Here is a 20,723-nt window from a genome sequence, read left to right as displayed (position 1 = left end):
TTCAGCGGTGGTGCCGGGCCGCGGGGGCGGGCCGGGCTCAGTCCTCCAGGAACGCCACCAGCGCGTTCGCCAGCAGGAACGGGTCGTCGGCGCCGCACAGTTCACGCGCGCTGTGCATGGACAGGATCGCCACGCCGATGTCGACGGTCCGGATGCCGTGCCGGGCCGCGGTGATCGGGCCGATGGTGGTGCCGCACGGCATGGAGTTGTTGGAGACGAAGCTCTGGAACGGGACGCCCGCCCGCTCGCAGGCGGCGGTGAACACCGCGCGGCCCGAACCGTCCGTGGCGTAGCGGTTGTTGACGTTGACCTTCAGGATCGGCCCGCCGTTGACCCGCGGGTGGTGCGTGGGGTCGTGCCGCTCGGCGTAGTTGGGGTGGACGGCGTGGCCGGTGTCGGAGGACAGGCAGACGGTGCCGGCGAAGGCGCGGGCCCGGTCCTCGTAGGAGCCGCCGCGGGCGAACACCGAGCGCTCCAGGACCGAGCCGAGCAGCGGGCCGTCCGCGCCGGTGTCCGACTGGGAGCCGTTCTCCTCGTGGTCGAAGGCGGCCAGGACGGGGATGTGGCCGAGGGCGGCGCCGGAGGACGCGGCGGCGGTCAGGGCGGCCGTGCCGGCGTGCACGGACAGCAGGTTGTCCATCCGGGGACCGGCGACCAGTTCACGGTCCCGGCCGAGGTAGGCCGGCGCCTCCACCGGGTGCACCATGAGGTCCCAGCCGGCCACCGAGCCCGCCGCCAGGTCGGCCTCCTCCTCGAGGAAGGCGATCAGGTCGCCGTCGCGCAGGTCGTCGCCGAGCCCCCACACGGGCTGCAGATGGCGCTGCTTGTCGAGCTTGAGGCCCTCGCTGTTGACCGCGCGGTCCAGGTGGATGGCGAGCTGCGGCACGCGCAGCAGCGGGCGGTTCACGTCGACGAGGACCGTGCTGCCGTCGCGCAGGGTCAGCCGGCCGGCCAGGCCCAGGTCGCGGTCGAGCCAGGAGTTCAGCAGCGGGCCGCCGTAGATCTCCACCGCGACCTGCCGCCAGCCGTGGGCGCCGGTGTCGGGCAGCGGCTTGACCCGCAGGTTCGGCGAGTCGGTGTGCGCGCCGATGATGCGGAAGGGGGTGTGCGGTGCGGCACCCTCGGGGACGTACCAGGCGACGATCGCCCCGCCGCGCAGCACGTACTTGCCGCCGCTCGTCCCGTCCCAGGCGTCCGTCTCGGCGACCTGCCGGAAGCCCGCCTTCTCCAGCCGCTCGGCGGTGTTCGCCACGGCGTGGTACGGCGACGGGCTCGCCGCCAGGAAGGACATCAGGTCGTCGGTGTGGCCGCGATCGAAGCGGGCTGGTGCGCTCATGGGCTTACCTTAACGACGTGCGTGGGCCCGCCCCCGGTACGGGAGCGGGCCCACGGCTGCGATCAGTGGGTGATCGGTGGATGCGGGACGGGCCTTCCGCCAGGCGGCCGGCCCGTGGCCCGGGGGCGTCCTAGAAGGCGGACTCGTCCAGCTCCATCAGGTCGAGCTCGACGTTCTCCGAGATCTTGCGGGACAGGGTGACGCCCGGCAGGACGTTGGCCGCGAAGAACTTCGCCGCCGCGATCTTGCCGGTGTAGAACGCCTTGTCCTTGGCGGAGGCGGTCTGCAGCTTCTCGGCCGCGACGGCGGCGCCCTTCAGCAGCAGGTAGCCGACCACGACGTCACCGGAGGCGAGCAGCAGGCGGCTGGTGTTCAGGCCCACCTTGTAGATGTTCTTGACGTCCTGCTCGGTGGCCGCGAGGTCGGTCAGCATCAGGCCGACGATGGCCTCCAGCTCGACGGCCGCCTTCGCGAGGTGCTCGCGGGCGCCCGCCAGCTCCTCGCCGCCGGTGCCGAGCGCCAGGAACTTCTTGATGTCCTCGGCGAGCGAGTTCAGCGCGGCGCCCTGGTTGCGGACGATCTTCCGGAAGAAGAAGTCCTGGCCCTGGATCGCGGTCGTGCCCTCGTACAGGGTGTCGATCTTGGCGTCGCGGATGTACTGCTCGATCGGGTACTCCTGCAGGAAGCCGGAGCCGCCGAAGGTCTGCAGCGACTGGGCGAGCTGCTCGTAGCCCTTCTCCGAGCCGTAGCCCTTGACGATGGGCAGGAGCAGGTCGTTGAGCGCGTGCTCGGCCTTGGTGTCCTCGCCGTTCGCCTCCTTGACCGCGATGGCGTCCTGGACCGAGGCCGTGTAGAGGACGAGGGCGCGCATGCCCTCGGCGTACGCCTTCTGCGTCATCAGCGAGCGGCGGACGTCGGGGTGGTGGGTGATGGTGACCTTGGGCGCGGTCTTGTCCATGAAGTTCGCCAGGTCCGGGCCCTGGACGCGCTCCTTGGCGTACTCCAGGGCGTTGAGGTAGCCCGTGGAGAGGGTGGAGATCGCCTTCGTGCCGACCATCATGCGGGCGAACTCGATGATGCGGAACATCTGGCGGATGCCGTCGTGCTTGTCACCGATCAGCCAGCCCTTGGCGGGGTGCCGGTCGCCGAAGGTCATCTCGCAGGTGTTGGAGGCCTTCAGGCCCATCTTGTGCTCGACGTTGGTGGCGTAGACGCCGTTGCGCTCGCCCAGCTCGCCGGTCTCGAAGTCGAAGAGGTACTTCGGGACGAGGAAGAGGGACAGGCCCTTGGTGCCGGGACCGGCGCCCTCGGGACGCGCGAGCACGTAGTGGAGGATGTTCTCCTCCATGTCGTGCTCACCGGAGGTGATGAAGCGCTTCACGCCCTCGATGTGCCAGGAGCCGTCCTCCTGCTGGACCGCCTTGGTGCGGCCGGCGCCGACGTCGGAGCCCGCGTCGGGCTCGGTGAGCACCATGGTGGAGCCCCAGGTGCGCTCCACGGCGATCTGCGCGATCTTCTTCTGGACGTCGTTGCCCTCGTCGAAGAGGATGCCGGCGAACGCCGGGCCGGAGGAGTACATCCACACGGCCGGGTTCGCGCCGAGGACGAGCTCGGCGTAGGCCCAGATCAGGGACGGCGGAGCGGTGGTGCCGCCGATCTCCTCGGGCAGGCCCAGACGCCAGTACTCGGACTCCATGAAGGCCTTGTAGCTCTTCTTGAAGGACGCTGGGACCGGCGCGGTGTTCGTCTCGGGGTCGAAGACCGGCGGGTTGCGGTCCGCGTCGGCGAAGGACTCGGCCAGCTCGTTCTCCGCGAGACGCGTCAGCTCCTCGAGGACGCTCTTGGCGGTGTCCGTGTCCATCTCGCCGAACGGGCCGGTGCCGTACAGCTTGTCGCGCCCGAGCACCTCGAACAGGTTGAACTCGATGTCGCGGAGGTTCGGCTTGTAGTGCCCCATGGTGACGGCTCCGTATCGGACTCGGCGAGGCACTGACTCCTCGCATCTGGTTCACGTACCAACAAGTAGCTACGATGATGCTACCCGTCGGTAATAAGACGCAAGCCCGATTCCGTCATCTGTGACTGAGTACTCTTCTGCCCATGTACGGATACGGCCAGCCCATGGACGGTGGCGCCGCTCAGCAGAGTTACGTCCCTCCGCAGCAGGGCGGTGTCGGCGGGTACGGCCAGCAGCCGCCGCTCTATCCGGAGCCGTCCCCGCCGTCGCTCGCGGACGCGGTGCGCGCCTTCACCACCGGACAGATGCCCGCCGAGGACTTCCAGCAGATCTTCGCCACGTCGAAGGTGTACTGCCCGCGCGGCGACACCCCCGGCTTCCTCGCCCTGCACAACACCCAGCAGCCGGTGATCCCGATGTTCACCTCGCTCAAGGAGCTGCGCCGGTACGCGGGCAAGGAGTCGAAGTACTTCGTGATCACCGGCTCCGAGGTGATCGACCTGCTGCCGAGCGGCTACGGCTTCGTCCTGGACATGGAGGGGGAGCACCGCATGGTGTTCGACGCCAAGGCGGTCGAGCAGATGGTCGACTTCGCCATGCGCCGCATGTACGGCTAGACACCGTCGCCGTGCGGACGGCGGCCGGCCCGCACCCCGCTGCGAGCCCGGAGGGAATGCCCTCCGGGCTCGTTCTGTTGTGGGGTGGCAGAAAGTTCAACGCTCAACTAAACTGGGCGCACAAGGAGGTACCGACCATGCCTGCAGTGACCGTCGAGAACCCGTTGACCCTGCCCCGCGTGACCGCTCCCGCTGACGCGGTGGCACGGCCCGTGCTCGCCGTCACGACCGCTCCGGGCGGTTTCGAGGGTGAGGGCTTCCCGGTGCGCCGGGCGTTCGCCGGGATCAACTACCGGCACCTCGACCCGTTCATCATGATGGACCAGATGGGTGAGGTGGAGTACGCGCCGGGCGAGCCCAAGGGCACCCCCTGGCACCCGCACCGCGGCTTCGAGACCGTCACCTACATCATCGACGGGATCTTCGACCACCAGGACTCCAACGGCGGTGGCGGCACCATCACCAACGGCGACACCCAGTGGATGACCGCGGGCTCGGGCCTGCTGCACATCGAGGCCCCGCCGGAGCAGCTGGTCATGTCCGGCGGTCTCTTCCACGGCCTGCAGCTCTGGGTGAACCTCCCGGCCAAGGACAAGATGATGGCCCCGCGCTACCAGGACATCCGCGGCGGCAGCGTCCAGCTCCTGACGAGCCCGGACGGCGGCGCGCTGCTGCGCGTCATCGCGGGCGAGCTGGACGGTCACGCGGGCCCCGGCATCACGCACACGCCGATCACGATGATCCACGCGACCCTCGCCCCGGGCGCCGAGATCACCCTGCCCTGGCGCGAGGACTTCAACGGCCTCGCCTACGTCATGGCCGGCCGCGGCAGCGTCGGTACCGAGCGCCGGCCGGTCCACCTGGGCCAGACCGCCGTCTTCGGCGCGGGCGGCTCGCTGACGGTCCGCGCGGACGAGCGGCAGGACTCGCACACCCCCGACCTGGAGGTCGTCCTCCTCGGCGGGCAGCCCATCCGCGAGCCCATGGCGCACTACGGTCCGTTCGCCATGAACACCAAGGAAGAGCTGATGCAGGCCTTCGAGGACTTCCAGAAGGGCCGCCTCGGCACGGTCCCGGCCGTCCACGGCATGACCCCGAACGGCCCCCAGGCCTGACCCGTCCCGTCCCCGTCGCCCGGCCCGCCCGTCCAGCGGTCCGGGCGACGGGCGTGCACGGGGCCGGGACTCTCACCCGGCCGGGCCCGTGCGGCAGGACAGACGGCCCGGGGGCGTGATCCGCTGGGGATGTGTCGCTGCTGCCCGAGTCCGTGCGCCGTCTCGCCGCCTGGTGTGCCGTGGTGCTGCTGGTCGCCGGGGTCGGCTGGGTGCTGATCCGGCTGTGCGAGGCGCTGCGTACCGCCGTCGTGCCGGTGCTGCTCGCGCTGCTCGGCACGGCGCTGCTCGGGCCGCTGTACCGGCGGCTGGTGAAGGCCAAGGTGCAGCGGTCGCTGGCCGCCGGGCTGACCTGCGTCGCCGTGGTGGCCGTCGTCGGCGGTGCCGTGTACATCGTGGTCGCCGCGCTGGTCGACACCGGCGACCAGATCATCGCGTCGGTACGGCAGGCCGTCAGGGCCCTGACGAGGCACTTCGGGGCCGCCGGCACCGGGCTCGACGACCTGGCCGCCAACGCCAGGGAACTGCTGGGCAAGTTCGGCGGGACCGCGGCCTCCAACGTCATCAGCGGGGTCGGCGTGGTGGGCGAGTACCTGGCCATGATCCTGCTCGCGCTGCTGCTCGTCTTCTTCTTCCTGCGTGACTCCCACCGGGTGGCCGGGGCTCTCAGGTCCGTCGCCCCGGGCGCCCGGGGCGAGGCCCTGGAGGCGATGGCGCGGCGTGCCTTCGGGGCGGTGCAGGGGTTCATGCGCGGCACCACGCTCATCGCGCTCATCGACGCCGTCTGCATCACCGTCGGCCTGCTGATCCTGCGGGTGCCCGGCTCGATCGGGCTCGGCGCGCTCGTCTTCGTCGGCGCCTACATCCCCTACCTGGGCGCCTTCATCTCGGGCGCGGTGGCCGTGCTGGTCGCCCTCGCCGACCGTGGTTTCGTCATCGCGCTGTGGGCGCTGGGCGTGGTGCTCGCGGTGCAGGTGCTGGAGGGGCACGTGCTCCAGCCGGCCATCCAGAGCCGGACCGTGCAGATGCATCCCGCGGTGGTGCTGCTGGCGATCACCGCCGGGGCGTCCGTGGCGGGCATCCTCGGCATGCTGTTCTCGGTGCCGCTGACCGCGGCCGTCTTCGGGGTCCTGCACGAGGTCCGCGATCGTCACACGGCGGCCGGGCCGTCGGACTCGTAGAGCTCGAACCAGATGCTCTTGCCCTTGCCGCGGGGGTCCACCCCCCACAGGTCCGCGAGCAGCTCGATCAGCATCAGTCCGCGGCCGGAGGAGGCCAGCTCGCCGGGCCTGCGCCGGTGCGGGAGGTCGTCGCCGGAGTCCGTGACCTCCACCCGCAGCCGGCGCCCGCCCGGCTCTCCGGCGACCTCGGCGAGCAGCAGCGCGTCCGCGTCGGTGTGCACGAGGACGTTGGTGACCATCTCGGAGACCAGCAGCACCGCGGAGTCCACCTGCTCCGCCGACCCCCAGTCGTGCAGCAGCTCGCGCAGGTGCCGGCGGGCCTCGGCGATCCGCTCGGGCTCGTCCTGGGCCACGGGCAGCAGGGTGCGCCGCAGCCGGGGCCGCAGGGTGAGGGTGTCGTCGCGGCCGCAGCCCGCGCCCTGCCGGCACAGCAGCAGCAGCGCGATGTCGTCCTCGCGGCGGTCGGCGAGCGGGCCGGTCGTGTGGTGCGAGGACGGTCCGTGCACGCCCTGCACCAGCGCGTCCGCCATCGACTCCAGATCGCCCGTGTGGTCCTCGAGGATCGCGCGTATGCGCCGCCAGCCGCTCTCCATGTCGTGGCCGCCGGTCTCGATCAGGCCGTCGGTGCACAGCATCAGGGTCTCGCCGGGCTCCAGCGTGAACCGGGTCGTCGGGTAGTCGGCGTCCGGGTCGACACCGAGCGGCACCCCGCCCGCCGTCGGCCGCATCATCACCGTGCCGTCGGCCATCCGGATCGCCGGGTCCGGATGGCCGGCGCGGGCGATCTCCAGCATGCCGGTCGCGGGATCGGCCTCGACGTAGAGGCAGGTCGCGAAGCGCACGTCGGTCATGTGCTCGTCGTGCGTGATGCCGTGCAGGAAGCGGGCGGCGCGGGAGAGCACGGCGTCCGGGCGGTGACCCTCCGAGGCGTACGCGCGCAGCGCGATCCGGAGCTGGCCCATCAGGCCCGCCGCGCGGACGTCGTGGCCCTGGACGTCGCCGATGGCCAGCGCGAACCTGCCGCCGGGCAGCGGGATCATGTCGTACCAGTCGCCGCCGACCTGCAGCCCGCCGCCGGTCGGGATGTAGCGGGCGGCCACCGTCATCCCGGGGATCTCCGGGCCCAGCGACGGCAGCATGGAGCGCTGCAGGCCCTCGGTCAGCTCCCGCTGGGTGTCGGCGGCGCCGGCCCGGTTCAGGGCCTGGGCGAGCATCCGGGCGACCGTCGTCAGGACCGCGCGCTCGTCCGGGGTGAAGGCCACCGGGTAGGTGAAGGCCGCCATCCAGGCGCCCATGGTGCGGCCGGCCGCCGTCAGCGGCAGGAACGCCCAGGAGCGGCGCTCGAAGTGCCGGGCGAGCGGCCAGGTGACGGGGTAGCGCGACCGGTACTGCTCGGGGGAGGAGATGTAGACGGCCCGGCCGGTGCGGACCACCTCGGCGGCCGGGTAGTCCGTGCTGAGCGGCATGCCCAGGAAGGGGCCGTCCTCACCGGGCTGCTGCCCGTGGTGGCCGATCACCGTCAGCCGGTCGCCCTCCACGCCGAACACCGCGAGCCCGTCCGGGGAGAACCCCGGCATGGACAGTCCCGCCGCGACCCGCAGCACCTCCGTCGTGGAACGCGCCTCCGCCAGCGCCCGGCCGGCGTCCAGCAGGAACGCCTCCCGCGAGCGGCGCCAGTCGCCGGTGACCGCGTTGCGGGCCGCCGCGGTGCCCGGGGTGGGCTCGGTGACCTCCTGGAGCGTGCCGATCAGCTCGTACGCCCGCCGGTCCGGGTCGAAGGACGGCTTCGAACGGCTGCGGACGACCCGTACGACCCGGCCCTCCTCGTCCATGATCCGGATCCGCACCTCGGCGAGCGTGCCCTCGTCGACCGCCAGCGGCACCACTCCGGTGATCTCGTTCCAGTCCTCCGGGTGCAGCCGCGCCCGGGTCTGGCTCTCGGTGAGGGTGACGGGTTCCGGGGGCAGCCCGAGCAGCCGCGCCGCCTCCCCGTCCACGGTGACCAGTCCGGCGGCGGTGTCCCAGTGCCACAGCCCGGTCGCGAGGGCTGCGAGGACGTCACCGACGGACGGCAGAGGCTCGCCTGTACGCATTGCCCCTATTTAAGGAGATGCGATCGATAACTGCCACCCTTGCCGGACGCCGTAAATGGTGGGGAGCCGATCTTGGCGTGCCCGGTACCCTTGATGGGTCCGGGCCCCGTGCCCGGTCCCGTCGGGGCGGCAGCCCCGGCACTCATCACCCCACCACGAAGGACGATGAACGACGATGCATCGGTACAGGTCCCACACCTGCGGCCAGCTCCGCGCCTCTGACGTCGGCACCGACGTCCGGCTGAGTGGCTGGCTGCACAATCGGCGCGACCTGGGCGGCATCCTCTTCATCGATCTGCGCGACCACTACGGCATCACGCAGCTCGTGGCCCGTCCCGGCACGCCCTCGTACGAGGCCCTGGACAAGCTCTCCAAGGAGTCCACGGTCCGCGTCGACGGCCGCGTTGTTTCACGTGGAACCGAGAACGTGAACGCCGACCTGCCCACCGGCGAGATCGAGGTCGAGGTCTCCGAGGTCGAGCTGCTCGGCGCGGCCGCCCCGCTGCCCTTCACCATCAACGCCGAGGACGGGGTCAACGAGGAGCGGCGCCTGGAGTACCGCTTCCTGGACCTGCGCCGCGAGCGCATGCACCGCAACATCATGCTGCGCACGGCCGTGATCTCCGCGATCCGGCACAAGATGGCGGCGATGAACTTCAACGAGATGGCGACGCCGATCCTGTCCGCCACCTCCCCCGAGGGCGCCCGCGACTACGTCGTGCCGTCCCGGGTCCACCCCGGCAAGTTCTACGCGCTGCCGCAGGCTCCGCAGCAGTTCAAGCAGCTGCTGATGATCTCCGGCTTCGACCGGTACTTCCAGATCGCGCCCTGCTTCCGTGACGAGGACGCCCGCGCCGACCGCTCGCCGGGCGAGTTCTACCAGCTCGACGTCGAGATGAGCTTCGTCGAGCAGGAGGACGTCTTCCAGCCGATCGAGAAGCTCATGACGGAGCTGTTCGAGGAGTTCGGCGGCGGCCGCCACGTCACCTCCCCCTTCCCGCGCATCCCGTTCCGCGAGGCGATGCTCAAGTACGGCTCGGACAAGCCGGACCTGCGCGCCAAGCTGGAGCTCGTCGACATCACCGACGTGTTCGACGGCTCGGAGTTCAAGGCCTTCGCCGGCAAGCACGTGCGCGCGCTGCCGGTGCCGGCGGTCCAGGACCAGCCGCGCAAGTTCTTCGACCAGCTCGGTGACTTCGCCGTCTCGCTGGGCGCGAAGGGCCTGGCGTGGGTGCGGGTCGGCGAGGACGGGACGCTGTCCGGCCCGATCGCCAAGTTCCTGACCGAGGAGAACGTCGCCGAGCTGACCAAGCGCCTGTCGCTGGCGCCCGGCCACGCCGTCTTCTTCGGCGCCGGTGAGTTCGACGAGGTCTCGAAGATCATGGGCGCGGTGCGGGTCGAGGCCGCCAGGCGCGCCGGGCACTTCGAGGAGAACGTCTTCCGCTTCTGCTGGATCGTCGACTTCCCGATGTACGAGAAGGACGAGGACACCGGCGCGATCGACTTCTCGCACAACCCGTTCTCGATGCCGCAGGGCGGTCTCGAGGCCCTGCAGACCCAGGACCCGCTGGACATCCTCGGCTGGCAGTACGACATCGTCTGCAACGGTGTCGAGCTGTCCTCCGGCGCCATCCGGAACCACGAGCCGGAGATCATGCTCAAGGCCTTCGAGATCGCGGGTTACGACCGCGAGACGGTCGAGGAGAAGTTCGCGGGCATGCTCCGCGCCTTCCGCTTCGGCGCCCCGCCGCACGGCGGAATCGCGCCCGGCGTGGACCGGATCGTCATGCTCCTCGCGGACGAGCCCAACATTCGCGAGACGATCTCCTTCCCGCTCAACGGAAACGCCCAGGACCTGATGATGGGCGCGCCGACCGAGCTGGACGAGTCGCGTCTGCGCGAGCTGCACCTTTCCGTCCGGAAGCCGCAGCCGAAGTAAATCTGCACGCCGTTTCCGCGACGGCCAGGAGGGCGGCCCCCACAGGGGGGCCGCCCTTTTTTCTGCGGTGCTCGGATTACCCCGCGGATCGAGTTCGGCGGTATCAGAATCCGCAGTACACCGAGCTGCCGTAGTCGCTCAGCAGATCGTCGCGGATCCAGCCGTACACCCCCGTGCTGTCGTTGCGGGCGTACGTCCAGGTGTAGTCGCCCGCGACGGTGTAGCAGTGGTAGTCCAGCCGCTGGGTGTTGTACGCGATCCCGTTGATCGCACAGCTGGTGCTGGAGCCGCTGCGCTCGTTGGCCCCGTTCGCCGTCTTGTTCCAGGCGCTCGAGTCCTTGTCCGCCACGGTCTTGCCGCAGGACGCGGCCGCCGAGGCCGGCGTGGTCGCCAGGGCGATCGGCAGGCTCGCGGCCACGGCCACGAGCGTGGGCAGAACGACTGCGAATCGACGCTTCATTGAACCCCCATCGTCGTTGTGCTTGTCGTTGTCGCTTTTCCTTTCGCGTCACCCGGGATCGTCCGGGTCCCGAGTGGCACTAGTACGATTCGATGCCGGACGGACTGAAGAAATGCTTCCGATAAGGGATGTCCGTTTCTGTTCGATGTGCGACCGAAAAGGAATGTTGGGGGAATAGGCCATTCCTGTGCTGTTGTGTGACATGCGTACAACCCTGGGCGGGGTGGCCGTTCGGCTCGAAATATTCGCCCGCCTGTCCATGGATCCGCGGATTCCGGAATTCCTATTACCGGCCGGCGGCGGATGAGAATGCTCCGTATCCGCCCCTGAGCAGCGCGGGTGCAATCCGGTACGGTGTGAAATCCCAGGCGAAGGAGTCGCGTTGCCCGCTCGCATACTGGTGGCCGAGGACGACGTGAAACAGGCGCAACTCATCCGTATCTACCTGGAACGGGAGGGTCACGACGTCCAGCTCGTGGCCGACGGACGCTCCGCGATCGACCGCGCCCGCGCCTCCCGGCCGGACCTGATCGTCCTCGACGTGATGATGCCGAACGTCGACGGACTCGACGTCTGCCGCATCCTGCGCATGGAGTCCCGGGTGCCGATCCTGCTGCTGACCGCCCGCAGCACCGAGGAGGACCTGCTGCTCGGCCTGGACCTCGGGGCCGACGACTACATGACCAAGCCGTACAGCCCGCGTGAACTGACCGCCCGGGTGAGGGCGCTGCTGCGCCGGGCCCGGGGCGCCGAGGGCGAACGGCCGGCCCTGCTCACGGTCGGCGACCTGGAGATCGACACCGCCCGCTTCGAGGTCCGGGTGTCCGGCGGACCTGTGCCGCTCACGGGCAAGGAGTTCGCGATCCTGGCCGTGCTCGCGGGGGAGCCGGGGCGGGCCTTCACCCGGGCCCAGATCATCGACCGGGTCTTCGGGTTCGACCAGAACGTGCTGGAGCGCACCGTGGACGCGCACGTGATGAACCTGCGGCGGAAGCTGGAGCGGGGCCGGGACGGGGCCCGGTACGTGGAGACGGTGTACGGACGCGGCTACCGCCTGGCGACGCCCGGGCCGGACGGCGGGACGCGATGAGCTTCCGGCTGCGGGTGCTGGCCCTGCTGGCCCTCATCGCGCTGACCGCCACGGGTGCCACCGCATGGCTGACGTTACGTCAGGCAGCGAGCCAGGCAAGGGACTCGGTGACCGCCGGACGCCAGGACGTGGCCCGGATCACCGACGTCCTCCAGGCGTACGGCTACCGGCACGGCACCTGGGACGGCGTGGCCCCGACCGTGCGGAGACTGGCGGCCGACACCGGTCAGCGGATACGGGTCGGCACCGAGACGGACGTCCTGCTCGCCGACTCCGACACCCTGGCCGGCCGCACCCCGCGCCCGCCCGGCGGACAGCCGCCCGTCCTCGTCGACCCCAGGCCCCGGCTGCGGCTGCCGGAGACCTCGGTACCGCTCGCCTCGGTGAAACGGACGGTGGCCGCGATCGCCGACTACCGCTCCGCCGTCACCTACGCCACCTGCCTGACCAGGGCCGGCGCGCAGGTCACCGCCCGGACCGGCCGCACCGGCATCCCCCGGATCAGCGCCGACGAGGACCAGGCCCAGTGCGTCCAGCCCGACCCCGGCGCCGACCCCCGGGCCGGGGCGGACCACGCGGCCGTCTCCCGCTGCTCCGGCGAACAGCGCTTCACCGCCTGTCTGCAACGCGTCTTCAACGAACGGACCGCCACCCTCGCCCCACCGCGCCTCCAGGTGGGGCTCGGCTTCCGGGGCGAGGCACCGGCCGGTCTGGCCGCCGCGCCCACCGTGGCGGTCGCCTCCGGCGTCGCCCTGGTCGCGGTGCTCGGCGCGCTGCTGCTCAGCCGGGCGGTGCTGCGGCCCGTGCGGGCGCTGACCTCGGCCGCCCGAGACCTCGGCGAGGGTGAACTGGAACGGAGGGTGCCGGTCTCCGGACGCGACGAGATGGCCGAGCTGGGCCGGGCGTTCAACCGCATGGCCCACTCGCTGCAGACCGCGGAGGAACGTCAGCGCCGGCTCACCGCCGACATCGCGCACGAACTGCGCACCCCGCTCGCCAACGTGCGCGGCTACCTGGAGGCGCTGCGGGACGGGGTGGTCGAACCGACGCCCGAACTGCTGGACTCCCTGCACGAGGAGGCGCTGCTGCAGCAGCGGATCGTCGACGACCTCCAGGACCTGGCGCTGGCCGAGGCGGGGGCGCTCACCTACCACCGGGCCGTCGTGGACCTCGGTGACCTGCTGGAGACCAGCCGCACCGCCCATCTGGCCCAGGCGGAGGCGGCCGGCGTGACGCTGCGGACCGCGGCGCCCCGGCCGGTGCGGGTCCACGCCGACGCCGACAGGCTGCGGCAGGTGGTCGGCAACCTGGTCGGCAACGCGCTGCGGGCCACCGCGCCCGGCGGGACGGTGACCCTCGGCGCCGAGCGCCGGGGCGGCACGGCGGTGCTTGTCGTGCGGGACACGGGCAAGGGCATCCCCGCCGGGCAACTGCCCCACCTCTTCGACCGCTTCTGGCGCGCGGACCCCGCACGCGGCCGCACCACGGGAGGCAGCGGCCTCGGCCTCGCCATCGCCCGCCAGATCGTCACCGACCACGAGGGCACGATCGAGGTCACGAGCCGCCCGGGCACCGGCACCACGTTCACGGTGACCCTGGGGGCGGTGGGGTGAGCGAGGCGGCGAGGGACCGGCGGCCGGTCCCCGGCAGGCGGCCGCCGGTCCCTCGCGCTCACGGCCCCGCCAACGCCTCCGTGGGGGTCAGGCGGCCCGCCCGGACCGCCGGGTAGAGGCCCGCCAGAGCTCCGATGAGCAGGGTGACGGCGACGCCCGCGGCCGTCGCCCAGACCGGGACCTGGGTCGGCCAGCCCCGCACCGACGCGAAGACCGCCGTGATCGCCGTGCCCAGCACCGTGCCGCCGAGGCCGCCCAGCGCCGACAGCAGCAGCGACTCCGAGACGAACTGGCCCCGGATCTGCCCGCTCGTGGCGCCCAGCGCGCGGCGCAGGCCGATCTCCGGGCGGCGCTCCAGCACCGAGATCACCATGGTGTTTCCCACCCCGACCCCGCCCACCAGCAGGGCCACCGAACCGAGGCCGAGCAGCAGCCCGGTCAGCGTCGACTCGGTGGCCTCCCGGGCGGCCAGCGCGTCGGACGGCCGGGAGACCAGCACGGCGTTCGGCTTCTCCGGGTTGGCCGTCGCCGCGAGCACCGCCCGTACCTGGGACACGCGGTCGTCACGGGCCCGTACGTACACCGTCGACGGATGGCCGTCGAAGCCCAGGTACGTCCGGGCCGCCTGCCAGCCGACCAGCGCCGAGCCGTCGATCTCCGGGGCGAGCGGCACCGGTTCCAGGACACCGACCAGGGAGAACCAGGTACCGCCGAGCCAGAGCCGGGTGCCGGGCGTGTAGACGTCGAGCCGGCGGGCGGCCTGCGCGCCGAGCACCACCGCGGGGTACTCCTCGGTCGCCTCCGTCAGCCACCGCCCGACCCGCACCTCACCGCCGACCGCGGGCAGCAGCCCCGCCCCGGCCGCGGCCACCTCCACACTGCCGGTGCGCCCCACCGGGATGTGCTCGTTGCGGTAGACCGCCGCGTCCTCGACCTCACCGGTCGCCGCGACCTGGTCCACCGGCCCGATCCGCCGGATCATCGGCACCGCCTCCTGGGGCAGCCGGGTCGCCGTGCCGTCCGGTGTCCGCCCGGGGGCGACCCGCAGCATGTTGGTGCCCAGCGCGTCCAGCCGGCGGTCCACCTCCGCCCGGCTGGAGGACGAGATGCCGACCACGGCGACCATCGCGGCCACCCCGATCGCGATCCCCAGCGCGGACAGGAAGACGCGCAGCGGCCGGGTGCGCAGTCCGGTGCCGCCGAGCCGCAGGAAGTCGGCGGGCCGCAGCCGGGCCGGCCGGAGCGTCCCGCCGCCCGTGGTGCCCGGCCTCACCGCCGGTCTCCCAGGTCGGCCGTGGCCGGGCGCGGGCCGCTGCCGCTGTCGGCCACGACGCGTCCGTCCCTCATCTCCACCCTGCGGTCGAACACCTCCGCCATCTCCCGGTCGTGCGTGATGACGACGACCGTGGTGCCGGCCGTGTGCAGCTCCCGCAGCAGGGCCAGCACCGCGGCCCCGGAGGCCGAGTCCAGGTTGCCGGTGGGCTCGTCGGCGAGCAGCAGCGCCGGTTCCCCGATCACCGCGCGGGCCACCGCGGCCCGCTGCCGCTCGCCGCCGGAGAGCTGGTGCGGGAGGTGGCCGAGCCGGTGGTCGAGCCCGACGCGGGCCAGCGCCCGCGCGGCCCGGCGCCGGCGCTCCCGCAGCGGCACCCCGGTGTACAGCAGGCCGTCGGCGACCGTGTCGAGCACGGGCACCCCGACCGCGAGGTGGAACTGCTGGAACACGAACCCGACGCGCTGCGCGCGCAGCGCGGACAGCTCCCGGTCGGAGAGGCCGGCGACCTCGTACCCGTCGATGACGATGCGCCCGGCGGACGGCCTGTCGAGGGTGCCCATCAGATGCAGCATGGTCGACTTGCCCGAGCCGGACGGGCCGACGACGCAGGCGAGTTCACCGGGCCGGATGGTCAGGTCGACGTCCGCCACGGCCCTGACGCCCCCGGCGTACGTCTTGCAGACGCCCGCGAACTCGACCACGGGACCGACGGCAGCGGCGTACTCGGCTTCCTCCGGGGTCACCTGGGGATCCTCACCTTCATGCCCTCATGTACGCCGGGACCGCTGACCTCGACCTTGCCGCCGGCGAACAGCCCCGTCCGCACGGGGACGAAGCGCCCCGGACCACCCGCGTCCCCGCCCGCGCCGTCCTGGGTGCCGTCGTCGGCGAGCTCCAGGCCGTATCCGCCCTCGGCGAGCGCGGCCAGCGCGGCGACCGGCACCGTGAGGACGTCCTCGCGCTGCTTCCGCGTGTAGCGGACGGTGACCGGTCCGCTCTGCATCCGGCCCAGGGAGCCCTGGTCGTCGAAGGTGATCACGACGGAGACCGTCGCGGACTTGCCGTCCGCACCGCCGCCGGAACCCCCGTCCGTGCCACCGCCGTCGCCTCCGCCGTCCCCCGCGCCGTCACCGCCCCCGCCGGACGCCGAGGAGGCGTCCGAGCCCAGGCTGGCGACGGTGCCCTTGACCGAGCGGCCGTCGGGCAGGTCCACGGTGACCTGGCTGCCGCGCCGCGCCCAGTCCGTGTCGGCGGCCGGAGCGCCGACCGTCACCATGCGGGAGGTGCTGGTGTAACTGACCTGACCGCCGGCCGCCTCGTCGCCGACGCGGGCGCTGGTGCCCGCGACCCGGACCGGCCCGGGCGCGTACACGACGTCGCCGGCGCCGACCCTGCCGGTCTGCGGCAGCCCCAGGTCCTTCTGCCAGCGCCGGACGGCGTTCGCGGTCAGCTCGGTGTACGACTCGTCGACGGTGAACCCCGAGTAGCCGAGGGCGCTGAGGTTGCTCTCGAACTGCTTGACGTCCATGCCGTTCAGGGGCGCCGCCGCGGCGGCGCCCGGGCGGGTGACCGAGGCGGACGGGGTGGCCCCGGCCGGGGACTTGCCGCCCGCCGGGCCGCCGTCGCCCGCGTCCGCGCCGTCGCCCGCTCCCGCGGTGTCCGAGCGCTCCGGCTCGACGACGCCCAGGTCGCGGTACATCGGCAGGCTGCCGTACAGCAGGACCACGGGACGGTCGTCCGCCCGCATCACCGCCTGACCGCGCCGCAGGGTGGTGCCGGCGGCGGGCAGCCAGGTCACCGTGCCCTTCGCCTTGACCGGGAAGGGGACCTGGGGGCCGTGGCCGAGCTGTCCGTCGACCTCGGTCTGGTCGGTGAGGGTCGCCCGGGTGACGTGCACGACCTGGCTGCTGCGGCCCGGCGCCCGGCCGTCGTCGTCCGGGCCGCCGCCCCCGCCGAGACCGAGGGCACCGGCCACGCTGACGCCGGTCACGACGAGGAAGCCGGCCACGACGAGGGCGAGCCTGTTGCGCCGGCGTGCGGCGGCCCGGTCCGGGCCGGTGCCCCGGCCCGCGTCCCCCGGCTCCTCGGGGCCGGCCGCTGCCGCCGCCGGCTCGTGGTGTCCGTCCTTCATGACGTCCACGGCACCGGCCCGTCAGCCCTGGGCCGAGGGCGCGTCGGTGGGCACACCGATGATGGAGCCGCACTCGCGCGTGGCCCGCTTGGCGCCCGCGGACGTGGAGTCCCAGGTCACGTCGCGGAAGTGGCCACCGGAGTCGGTGTCCGGGAAGTCGGCGGCGCCGTGCTCCTGCATGCACTTGGCGTACTTCTGGTTCTTCCGGATCTCCGCCTTGGACAGCTCGGGCTGCTGGGCCTTCTCGACGCTCTCCGGGACGGGCACGCTGAGGTCCGCGCACTTCTCCTGCGCCTTGAGGGCCTTCGGATCGCGCTTCCACTTGGACTGGTCGCCGAGGTCCACCTTGCCCTGGCCGTCGGGGTCGGGCGCGTCGAGCCCGGCGCCGCGCAGGCACTCGACCCACTTGCGCTGGGCGTCGACGTACTCGGTCAGCTCGCTCGACGCGTTCTTGGAGGCGCCCGCGCCCGCCTTGCCGCCGCCGGCCGAGGCGACCTCGCCGCCGTCGTCGCCGTCACCGCCGCAGCCGGCGACGCCCACCACGGCCGCCACCGCCACCCCGACCAGCCAGGTCCGCGCTCCGAACCGCCCCCGCGCACTCATCACCGTGTCCCCTTCACGCCGTCGCCGCCCTGCCTGTTTGGGCCGGGCGGCGACGAATGTAGACGCGGGGTGATGAAGGACCTATGAAGAAGCCGTCAAGAACTGTTCCGTCAGGACAGGGACCTGTAGCCGCTCCATCCGGTGGCGATCTTCACGCGGGACCCGAAGGACCCCTTGCCGTCGCCGCTGTTGCGCCAGGCGTTGCCGCTGGTGTCCCGGGAGACGAGGTCCACCTGGCCGTCGTCGGTGATGTCACCGACGCCCACCACGGCGTCGTAGGAGGCGCCCCAGTCGCCGAACACCTTGGCGCGGGCCGCGAAGGTGCCGTCGCCCTTGCCGTGGTAGCGGTAGAGGGTGTTGGCCTTGTCCTGCGCGAGAAGGTCGCCGACACCGTCGCCGTCGAGGTCGCCCGCGCCGATGATCTTCTTGTAGCCCCTCCAGTCGTCGTACAGCTTCACGCGGGACGACAGCTTGCCGGCGCTGGTGCCCTTGTAGAGGTAGACGGCGCCGGTGGAGGCGTTGCGGGTGACCAGGTCCGGGCGCCCGTCGCCGCTGACGTCACCGGGCGAGGTCAGGACGTCGTACTGGGTCCAGCCGCTGCTCGCGAGGGTGGTGTACGACGTCGACGGCTTGACGGCCGCGTTGCAGCCCGGCTTGTACAGCCGCAGGGCCCCGCTGCTGTAGCGCACGAGGACGTCGTTGCAGCGGTCGCCGCTCAGGTCGCCGAAGGGGACGGCCTTGATGGTGGTGGCCCAGCCCGTACCGGTGGTCTTGGAGCCGAACTTGCCGGTCCCGGTGCCGTACTGGAAGGTCAGGCCGCCGGAGGAGTTCAGCGTGAGCAGATCGCCCCGGCCGTCCGGGCCGTCCAGGCTGCCGAAGTCGTGCCGCACGGCCGATCCGCGGGTCAGGAAGCCCTCGCCGGAGGCCACGTTGTCCGCGGTGGCGGCGCCGACGCCGGTCGCCTTCAGGGCCCAGCGGAACTCACCGTTGGGGAACGGGGTGCCGCCCGACGTCTTGCCGTCCCAGCTCACCGACACCTGGGACGAGGTCGCGCCGCCGGTGAAGGTACGAGTGCCCCGGGCGGTCGCGCCGCTCTGCACCGAGGTGAAGGTCAGGGACCAGGAGGTGACCGGGCGGGACAGCCTCACCTGGGTCCAGTGGGGCGTCGAGCCGGGCTCCACGTAGCTCTCGGTCTCCGTGCCGATGGACGTCACGGCCGACGGGGTGACCCCGGTGGTGGCGACGTGCGTGCGCTGGTAGAGGTCGGTCCAGGCGACCAGGCCCGTGTACTCGTCCACGGTCCACCGGAAGCGGCGGTCCACGGCGAGGCCCGACTCCGGCACACCGGCGGCGACGACCCGGGTGGCGCCGGTGGCCGCCGCGGTCAGCACCAGGGTGCCGGCGGAGTGGTCGTGACGGATCGTGAAGCCGTCGCCGAGCAGCACGTCGCCGCCGGTCACCGCGCGGGAGGCGGCCGCCTTGGTGTCGTAGACACCGGCGGAACCGTCGCCGCAGGCCCAGTACACCCAGCGGCCCGCCGCCTGCAGCTCCTCCGGCACGCAGCCGAGGCCCGGCACGGTGACCGTGGCGAGGGTGCGGTCCTCGGTGAGGCTGTACGAGGTGAGCCTGCCGGCGGTGGTGGTGGCGCTCCACAGCGTGGAGCCGTTCAGCGCGGCGGCGTGTACCGGGCGCTTCAGCTTCTGGCCCTGCCCGAACTCACCGACGTACTGCGCCGGGGAGGCGCCGCCGGAGTTGTAGACCGCGTAGCCGTCGGAGACGTCGACGATCGCGCCGCCCGCGGTGTGGAACTCCAGGTAGTCGCTGGACCATTCGTCGCCGATGGCGACCAGCCGGTCCGCGTTCTCCAGACCGCTGCCGCCCTCGTCGCCGTCGTAGTAGGTGCCGAGGAAGACGTCCTCGGGGTCGGTGCCGCTGTTGCCCCACAGCATCGAGCAGCCGGCGCCCTGGTACGGGCACGCGGAGGTGACCGAGTCGCCGGCCGTCGGCTCGGACGCGGTCAGTCCGGTGCCGCCGTCGGTCGTCAGGGTGCGCACCGTGGTGGTGTCCGAGGTGCTGCCCGGCTTGTCCTCGGCGACGCGCAGGCTGCCGCGGCTGAGCGCGAGGCCGGTCTTGGCGTTCTCGACGGCCGGGACCTGGGACACCTTCTCCAACTGCGGCGAGCCGTCTTCTCCCTGTCCGACGCGCCGCACCCACCAGTCGGTCGGCCCGGTGCCGCCGGTGACGAGGGCGCCGCCGCCGGAGGCGTGGACCGCGTACTCGCCGGCCTTGTCCAGCAGGGTCCGCGACGACCCGTCCGTGAGGGACACGGCGGTCAGTTCGCTGGTCCCGGTGCCGGTGTGCAGGGGCAGCAGCAGCCAGTCGCCGCTGAGCACCGGAGCACCGTCCAGGGTGGCGCCGGGGGCCGGCAGGTCGAGTACCTGCTCGGCGCCGCCCGGGTCGGTGCGCTGCTTCAGGTGCAGGTCGCCGGAGGCGGCGTCGTACCAGCCGGTGCGGTCCTCGCTCTGGACGGTGACCGGGCGGGCACCCGTACCGGTGAAGGCCTGGGTGGCCACGGCCGTGTCGAGGTCGAGGTAGTACAGGTTCGAGTCCACCCTGACCAGGGCGCCGTGTTCGTCCACGACGGTGATCGCGCCGGAGTTGACGCGCAGCCAGGAAGGCTGGATGGCGCGGGCGCGCCACTGGCCGTCCACGCGGTCGATCAGGTCGCGCTCGGTGACGACGGTCTTCCCGGCCAGTCCCCGGTACGCGGTGGCGGCCGTGAACGACGAAGTGGTCCGCGTCTTCGGGTCCCACAGGGTCACGATCTTGTCCGACACGCTCGACGGCAGCGCGACCAGGTCGGCGTCCGAGCCGTACAGGCCCGTCGAGCAGGTCGTCGAGCCCAGGTTCGCGCAGGAGCCGACCGGTGTGTAGGCGCCGTCCTTCGTGCTCACGACCGTGGTCGTGCCGTCGGCGTAGTCCGTCCACAGCAGCCCGGGGACCCCGCTCGCCCGGTGCAGGAACCCGCTCTGCCCGGCGACGAGCGGCCGGTCGGTGCGCGGGTAGGCGGAGGAGCCGGGGTGGCTCAGTGTGATCTCGGTGGTGCCCGGTGCCGTGTCGGCCGGGTCGGCGGAAGCGCCGTTCTCCGGCAGTACGGCCGCGGACACGGCCGCCACGGCGACCGCGAACGAGGAGACGGCCGCGGCCACGCCGCGCCGTCTCGGGGCGTGTCTGCCCACGTGAGGTTCCCTCCCCGCGAGGGCCCCCGCCCTCGCCAAGTGAGCGGACTTTACCAGCACTTTTACCGTTGTTGATCGT

At 72.2% G+C, this 20,723-nt stretch carries 15 protein-coding genes; 6 read left to right on the top strand and 9 right to left on the bottom strand.

The window, feature by feature from the left end:
- Window positions 1-37: 37 nt before the first annotated feature.
- Window positions 38-1,336 carry a M18 family aminopeptidase gene (locus ACWCPN_RS05710; protein WP_451202620.1) on the bottom strand — a complete coding sequence of 433 codons (1,299 nt, stop codon included), beginning with the start codon at window positions 1,334-1,336 and terminating at the stop codon, window positions 38-40.
- Window positions 1,337-1,466: 130 nt separating this feature from the next.
- Window positions 1,467-3,293, bottom strand: coding sequence for an acyl-CoA dehydrogenase (locus tag ACWCPN_RS05705; protein ID WP_451202618.1), 1,827 nt, complete (start codon window positions 3,291-3,293; stop codon window positions 1,467-1,469).
- A 143-nt stretch (window positions 3,294-3,436) separates the two neighbouring features.
- Here ACWCPN_RS05705 and ACWCPN_RS05700 point away from each other — a divergent pair, with 143 nt between their 5' ends.
- The 3 genes from ACWCPN_RS05700 to ACWCPN_RS05690 all read left to right on the top strand — a co-directional run bounded on the left by ACWCPN_RS05700 (window position 3,437) and on the right by ACWCPN_RS05690 (window position 6,203).
- Window positions 3,437-3,910: an SseB family protein gene (locus ACWCPN_RS05700; protein ID WP_358929503.1), complete on the top strand. Its 474-nt coding sequence runs from the start codon at window positions 3,437-3,439 to the stop codon at window positions 3,908-3,910.
- A gap of 137 nt (window positions 3,911-4,047) precedes the next feature.
- Entirely contained in the window at window positions 4,048-5,025 is a 978-nt protein-coding gene (locus tag ACWCPN_RS05695; RefSeq protein ID WP_451202616.1) for a pirin family protein, read from the top strand.
- Window positions 5,026-5,156: 131 nt separating this feature from the next.
- On the top strand, window positions 5,157-6,203 hold the full coding sequence (locus tag ACWCPN_RS05690) for an AI-2E family transporter (protein ID WP_451202614.1): 1,047 nt from the start codon (window positions 5,157-5,159) through the stop codon (window positions 6,201-6,203).
- Here the strand turns inward: ACWCPN_RS05690 and ACWCPN_RS05685 are convergent.
- On the bottom strand, window positions 6,173-8,296 hold the full coding sequence (locus tag ACWCPN_RS05685; protein ID WP_451202612.1) for an ATP-binding SpoIIE family protein phosphatase: 2,124 nt from the start codon (window positions 8,294-8,296) through the stop codon (window positions 6,173-6,175). The genes ACWCPN_RS05690 and ACWCPN_RS05685 overlap by 31 nt on opposite strands.
- 175 nt (window positions 8,297-8,471) lie before the next feature.
- On the opposite strand from ACWCPN_RS05685, the gene aspS reads away from it, so the two are divergent.
- Window positions 8,472-10,235, top strand: a complete 1,764-nt coding sequence (gene aspS / locus ACWCPN_RS05680) for an aspartate--tRNA ligase (protein WP_199211274.1) — start codon at window positions 8,472-8,474, stop codon at window positions 10,233-10,235.
- A gap of 103 nt (window positions 10,236-10,338) precedes the next feature.
- On the opposite strand, the gene ACWCPN_RS05675 is transcribed toward aspS, so the two are convergent.
- The gene (locus ACWCPN_RS05675) at window positions 10,339-10,695 is read right to left on the bottom strand and encodes an SH3 domain-containing protein (protein ID WP_365121715.1); all 357 of its coding nucleotides are present in this window, start codon (window positions 10,693-10,695) and stop codon (window positions 10,339-10,341) included.
- Window positions 10,696-11,077: 382 nt separating this feature from the next.
- Between ACWCPN_RS05675 and ACWCPN_RS05670 the strand changes: the two genes are divergently transcribed.
- Window positions 11,078-11,785, top strand: coding sequence for a response regulator transcription factor (locus ACWCPN_RS05670; protein WP_199211276.1), 708 nt, complete (start codon window positions 11,078-11,080; stop codon window positions 11,783-11,785).
- Window positions 11,782-13,398, top strand: coding sequence for a sensor histidine kinase (locus ACWCPN_RS05665; protein ID WP_451202610.1), 1,617 nt, complete (start codon window positions 11,782-11,784; stop codon window positions 13,396-13,398). Before ACWCPN_RS05670 ends, ACWCPN_RS05665 begins: the two co-directional genes overlap by 4 nt.
- 58 nt (window positions 13,399-13,456) lie before the next feature.
- Here ACWCPN_RS05665 and ACWCPN_RS05660 read toward each other — a convergent pair whose 3' ends face one another.
- The 5 genes from ACWCPN_RS05660 to ACWCPN_RS05640 all read right to left on the bottom strand — a co-directional run bounded on the left by ACWCPN_RS05660 (window position 13,457) and on the right by ACWCPN_RS05640 (window position 20,644).
- The gene (locus ACWCPN_RS05660; RefSeq protein WP_451202609.1) at window positions 13,457-14,671 is read right to left on the bottom strand and encodes an ABC transporter permease; all 1,215 of its coding nucleotides are present in this window, start codon (window positions 14,669-14,671) and stop codon (window positions 13,457-13,459) included.
- Window positions 14,668-15,414, bottom strand: coding sequence for an ABC transporter ATP-binding protein (locus ACWCPN_RS05655; protein WP_451202607.1), 747 nt, complete (start codon window positions 15,412-15,414; stop codon window positions 14,668-14,670). Before ACWCPN_RS05655 ends, ACWCPN_RS05660 begins: the two co-directional genes overlap by 4 nt.
- A complete protein-coding gene (locus ACWCPN_RS05650) occupies window positions 15,411-16,802 on the bottom strand; it encodes a peptidoglycan-binding protein (protein WP_451202606.1) in 1,392 nt (463 codons plus the stop codon). Before ACWCPN_RS05650 ends, ACWCPN_RS05655 begins: the two co-directional genes overlap by 4 nt.
- Window positions 16,803-16,823: 21 nt before the next feature.
- Window positions 16,824-17,405: a hypothetical protein gene (locus ACWCPN_RS05645; protein ID WP_451202604.1), complete on the bottom strand. Its 582-nt coding sequence runs from the start codon at window positions 17,403-17,405 to the stop codon at window positions 16,824-16,826.
- A gap of 110 nt (window positions 17,406-17,515) precedes the next feature.
- On the bottom strand, window positions 17,516-20,644 hold the full coding sequence (locus ACWCPN_RS05640; protein ID WP_451202602.1) for an FG-GAP-like repeat-containing protein: 3,129 nt from the start codon (window positions 20,642-20,644) through the stop codon (window positions 17,516-17,518).
- Between the last annotated feature and the right edge of the window lie 79 nt (window positions 20,645-20,723).

It is taken from the genome of Streptomyces sp. NPDC002386 (assembly GCF_053593175.1).
Note: the sequence above shows the minus strand (reverse complement) of the source record. Positions and strands in the feature narration are given on the sequence as shown.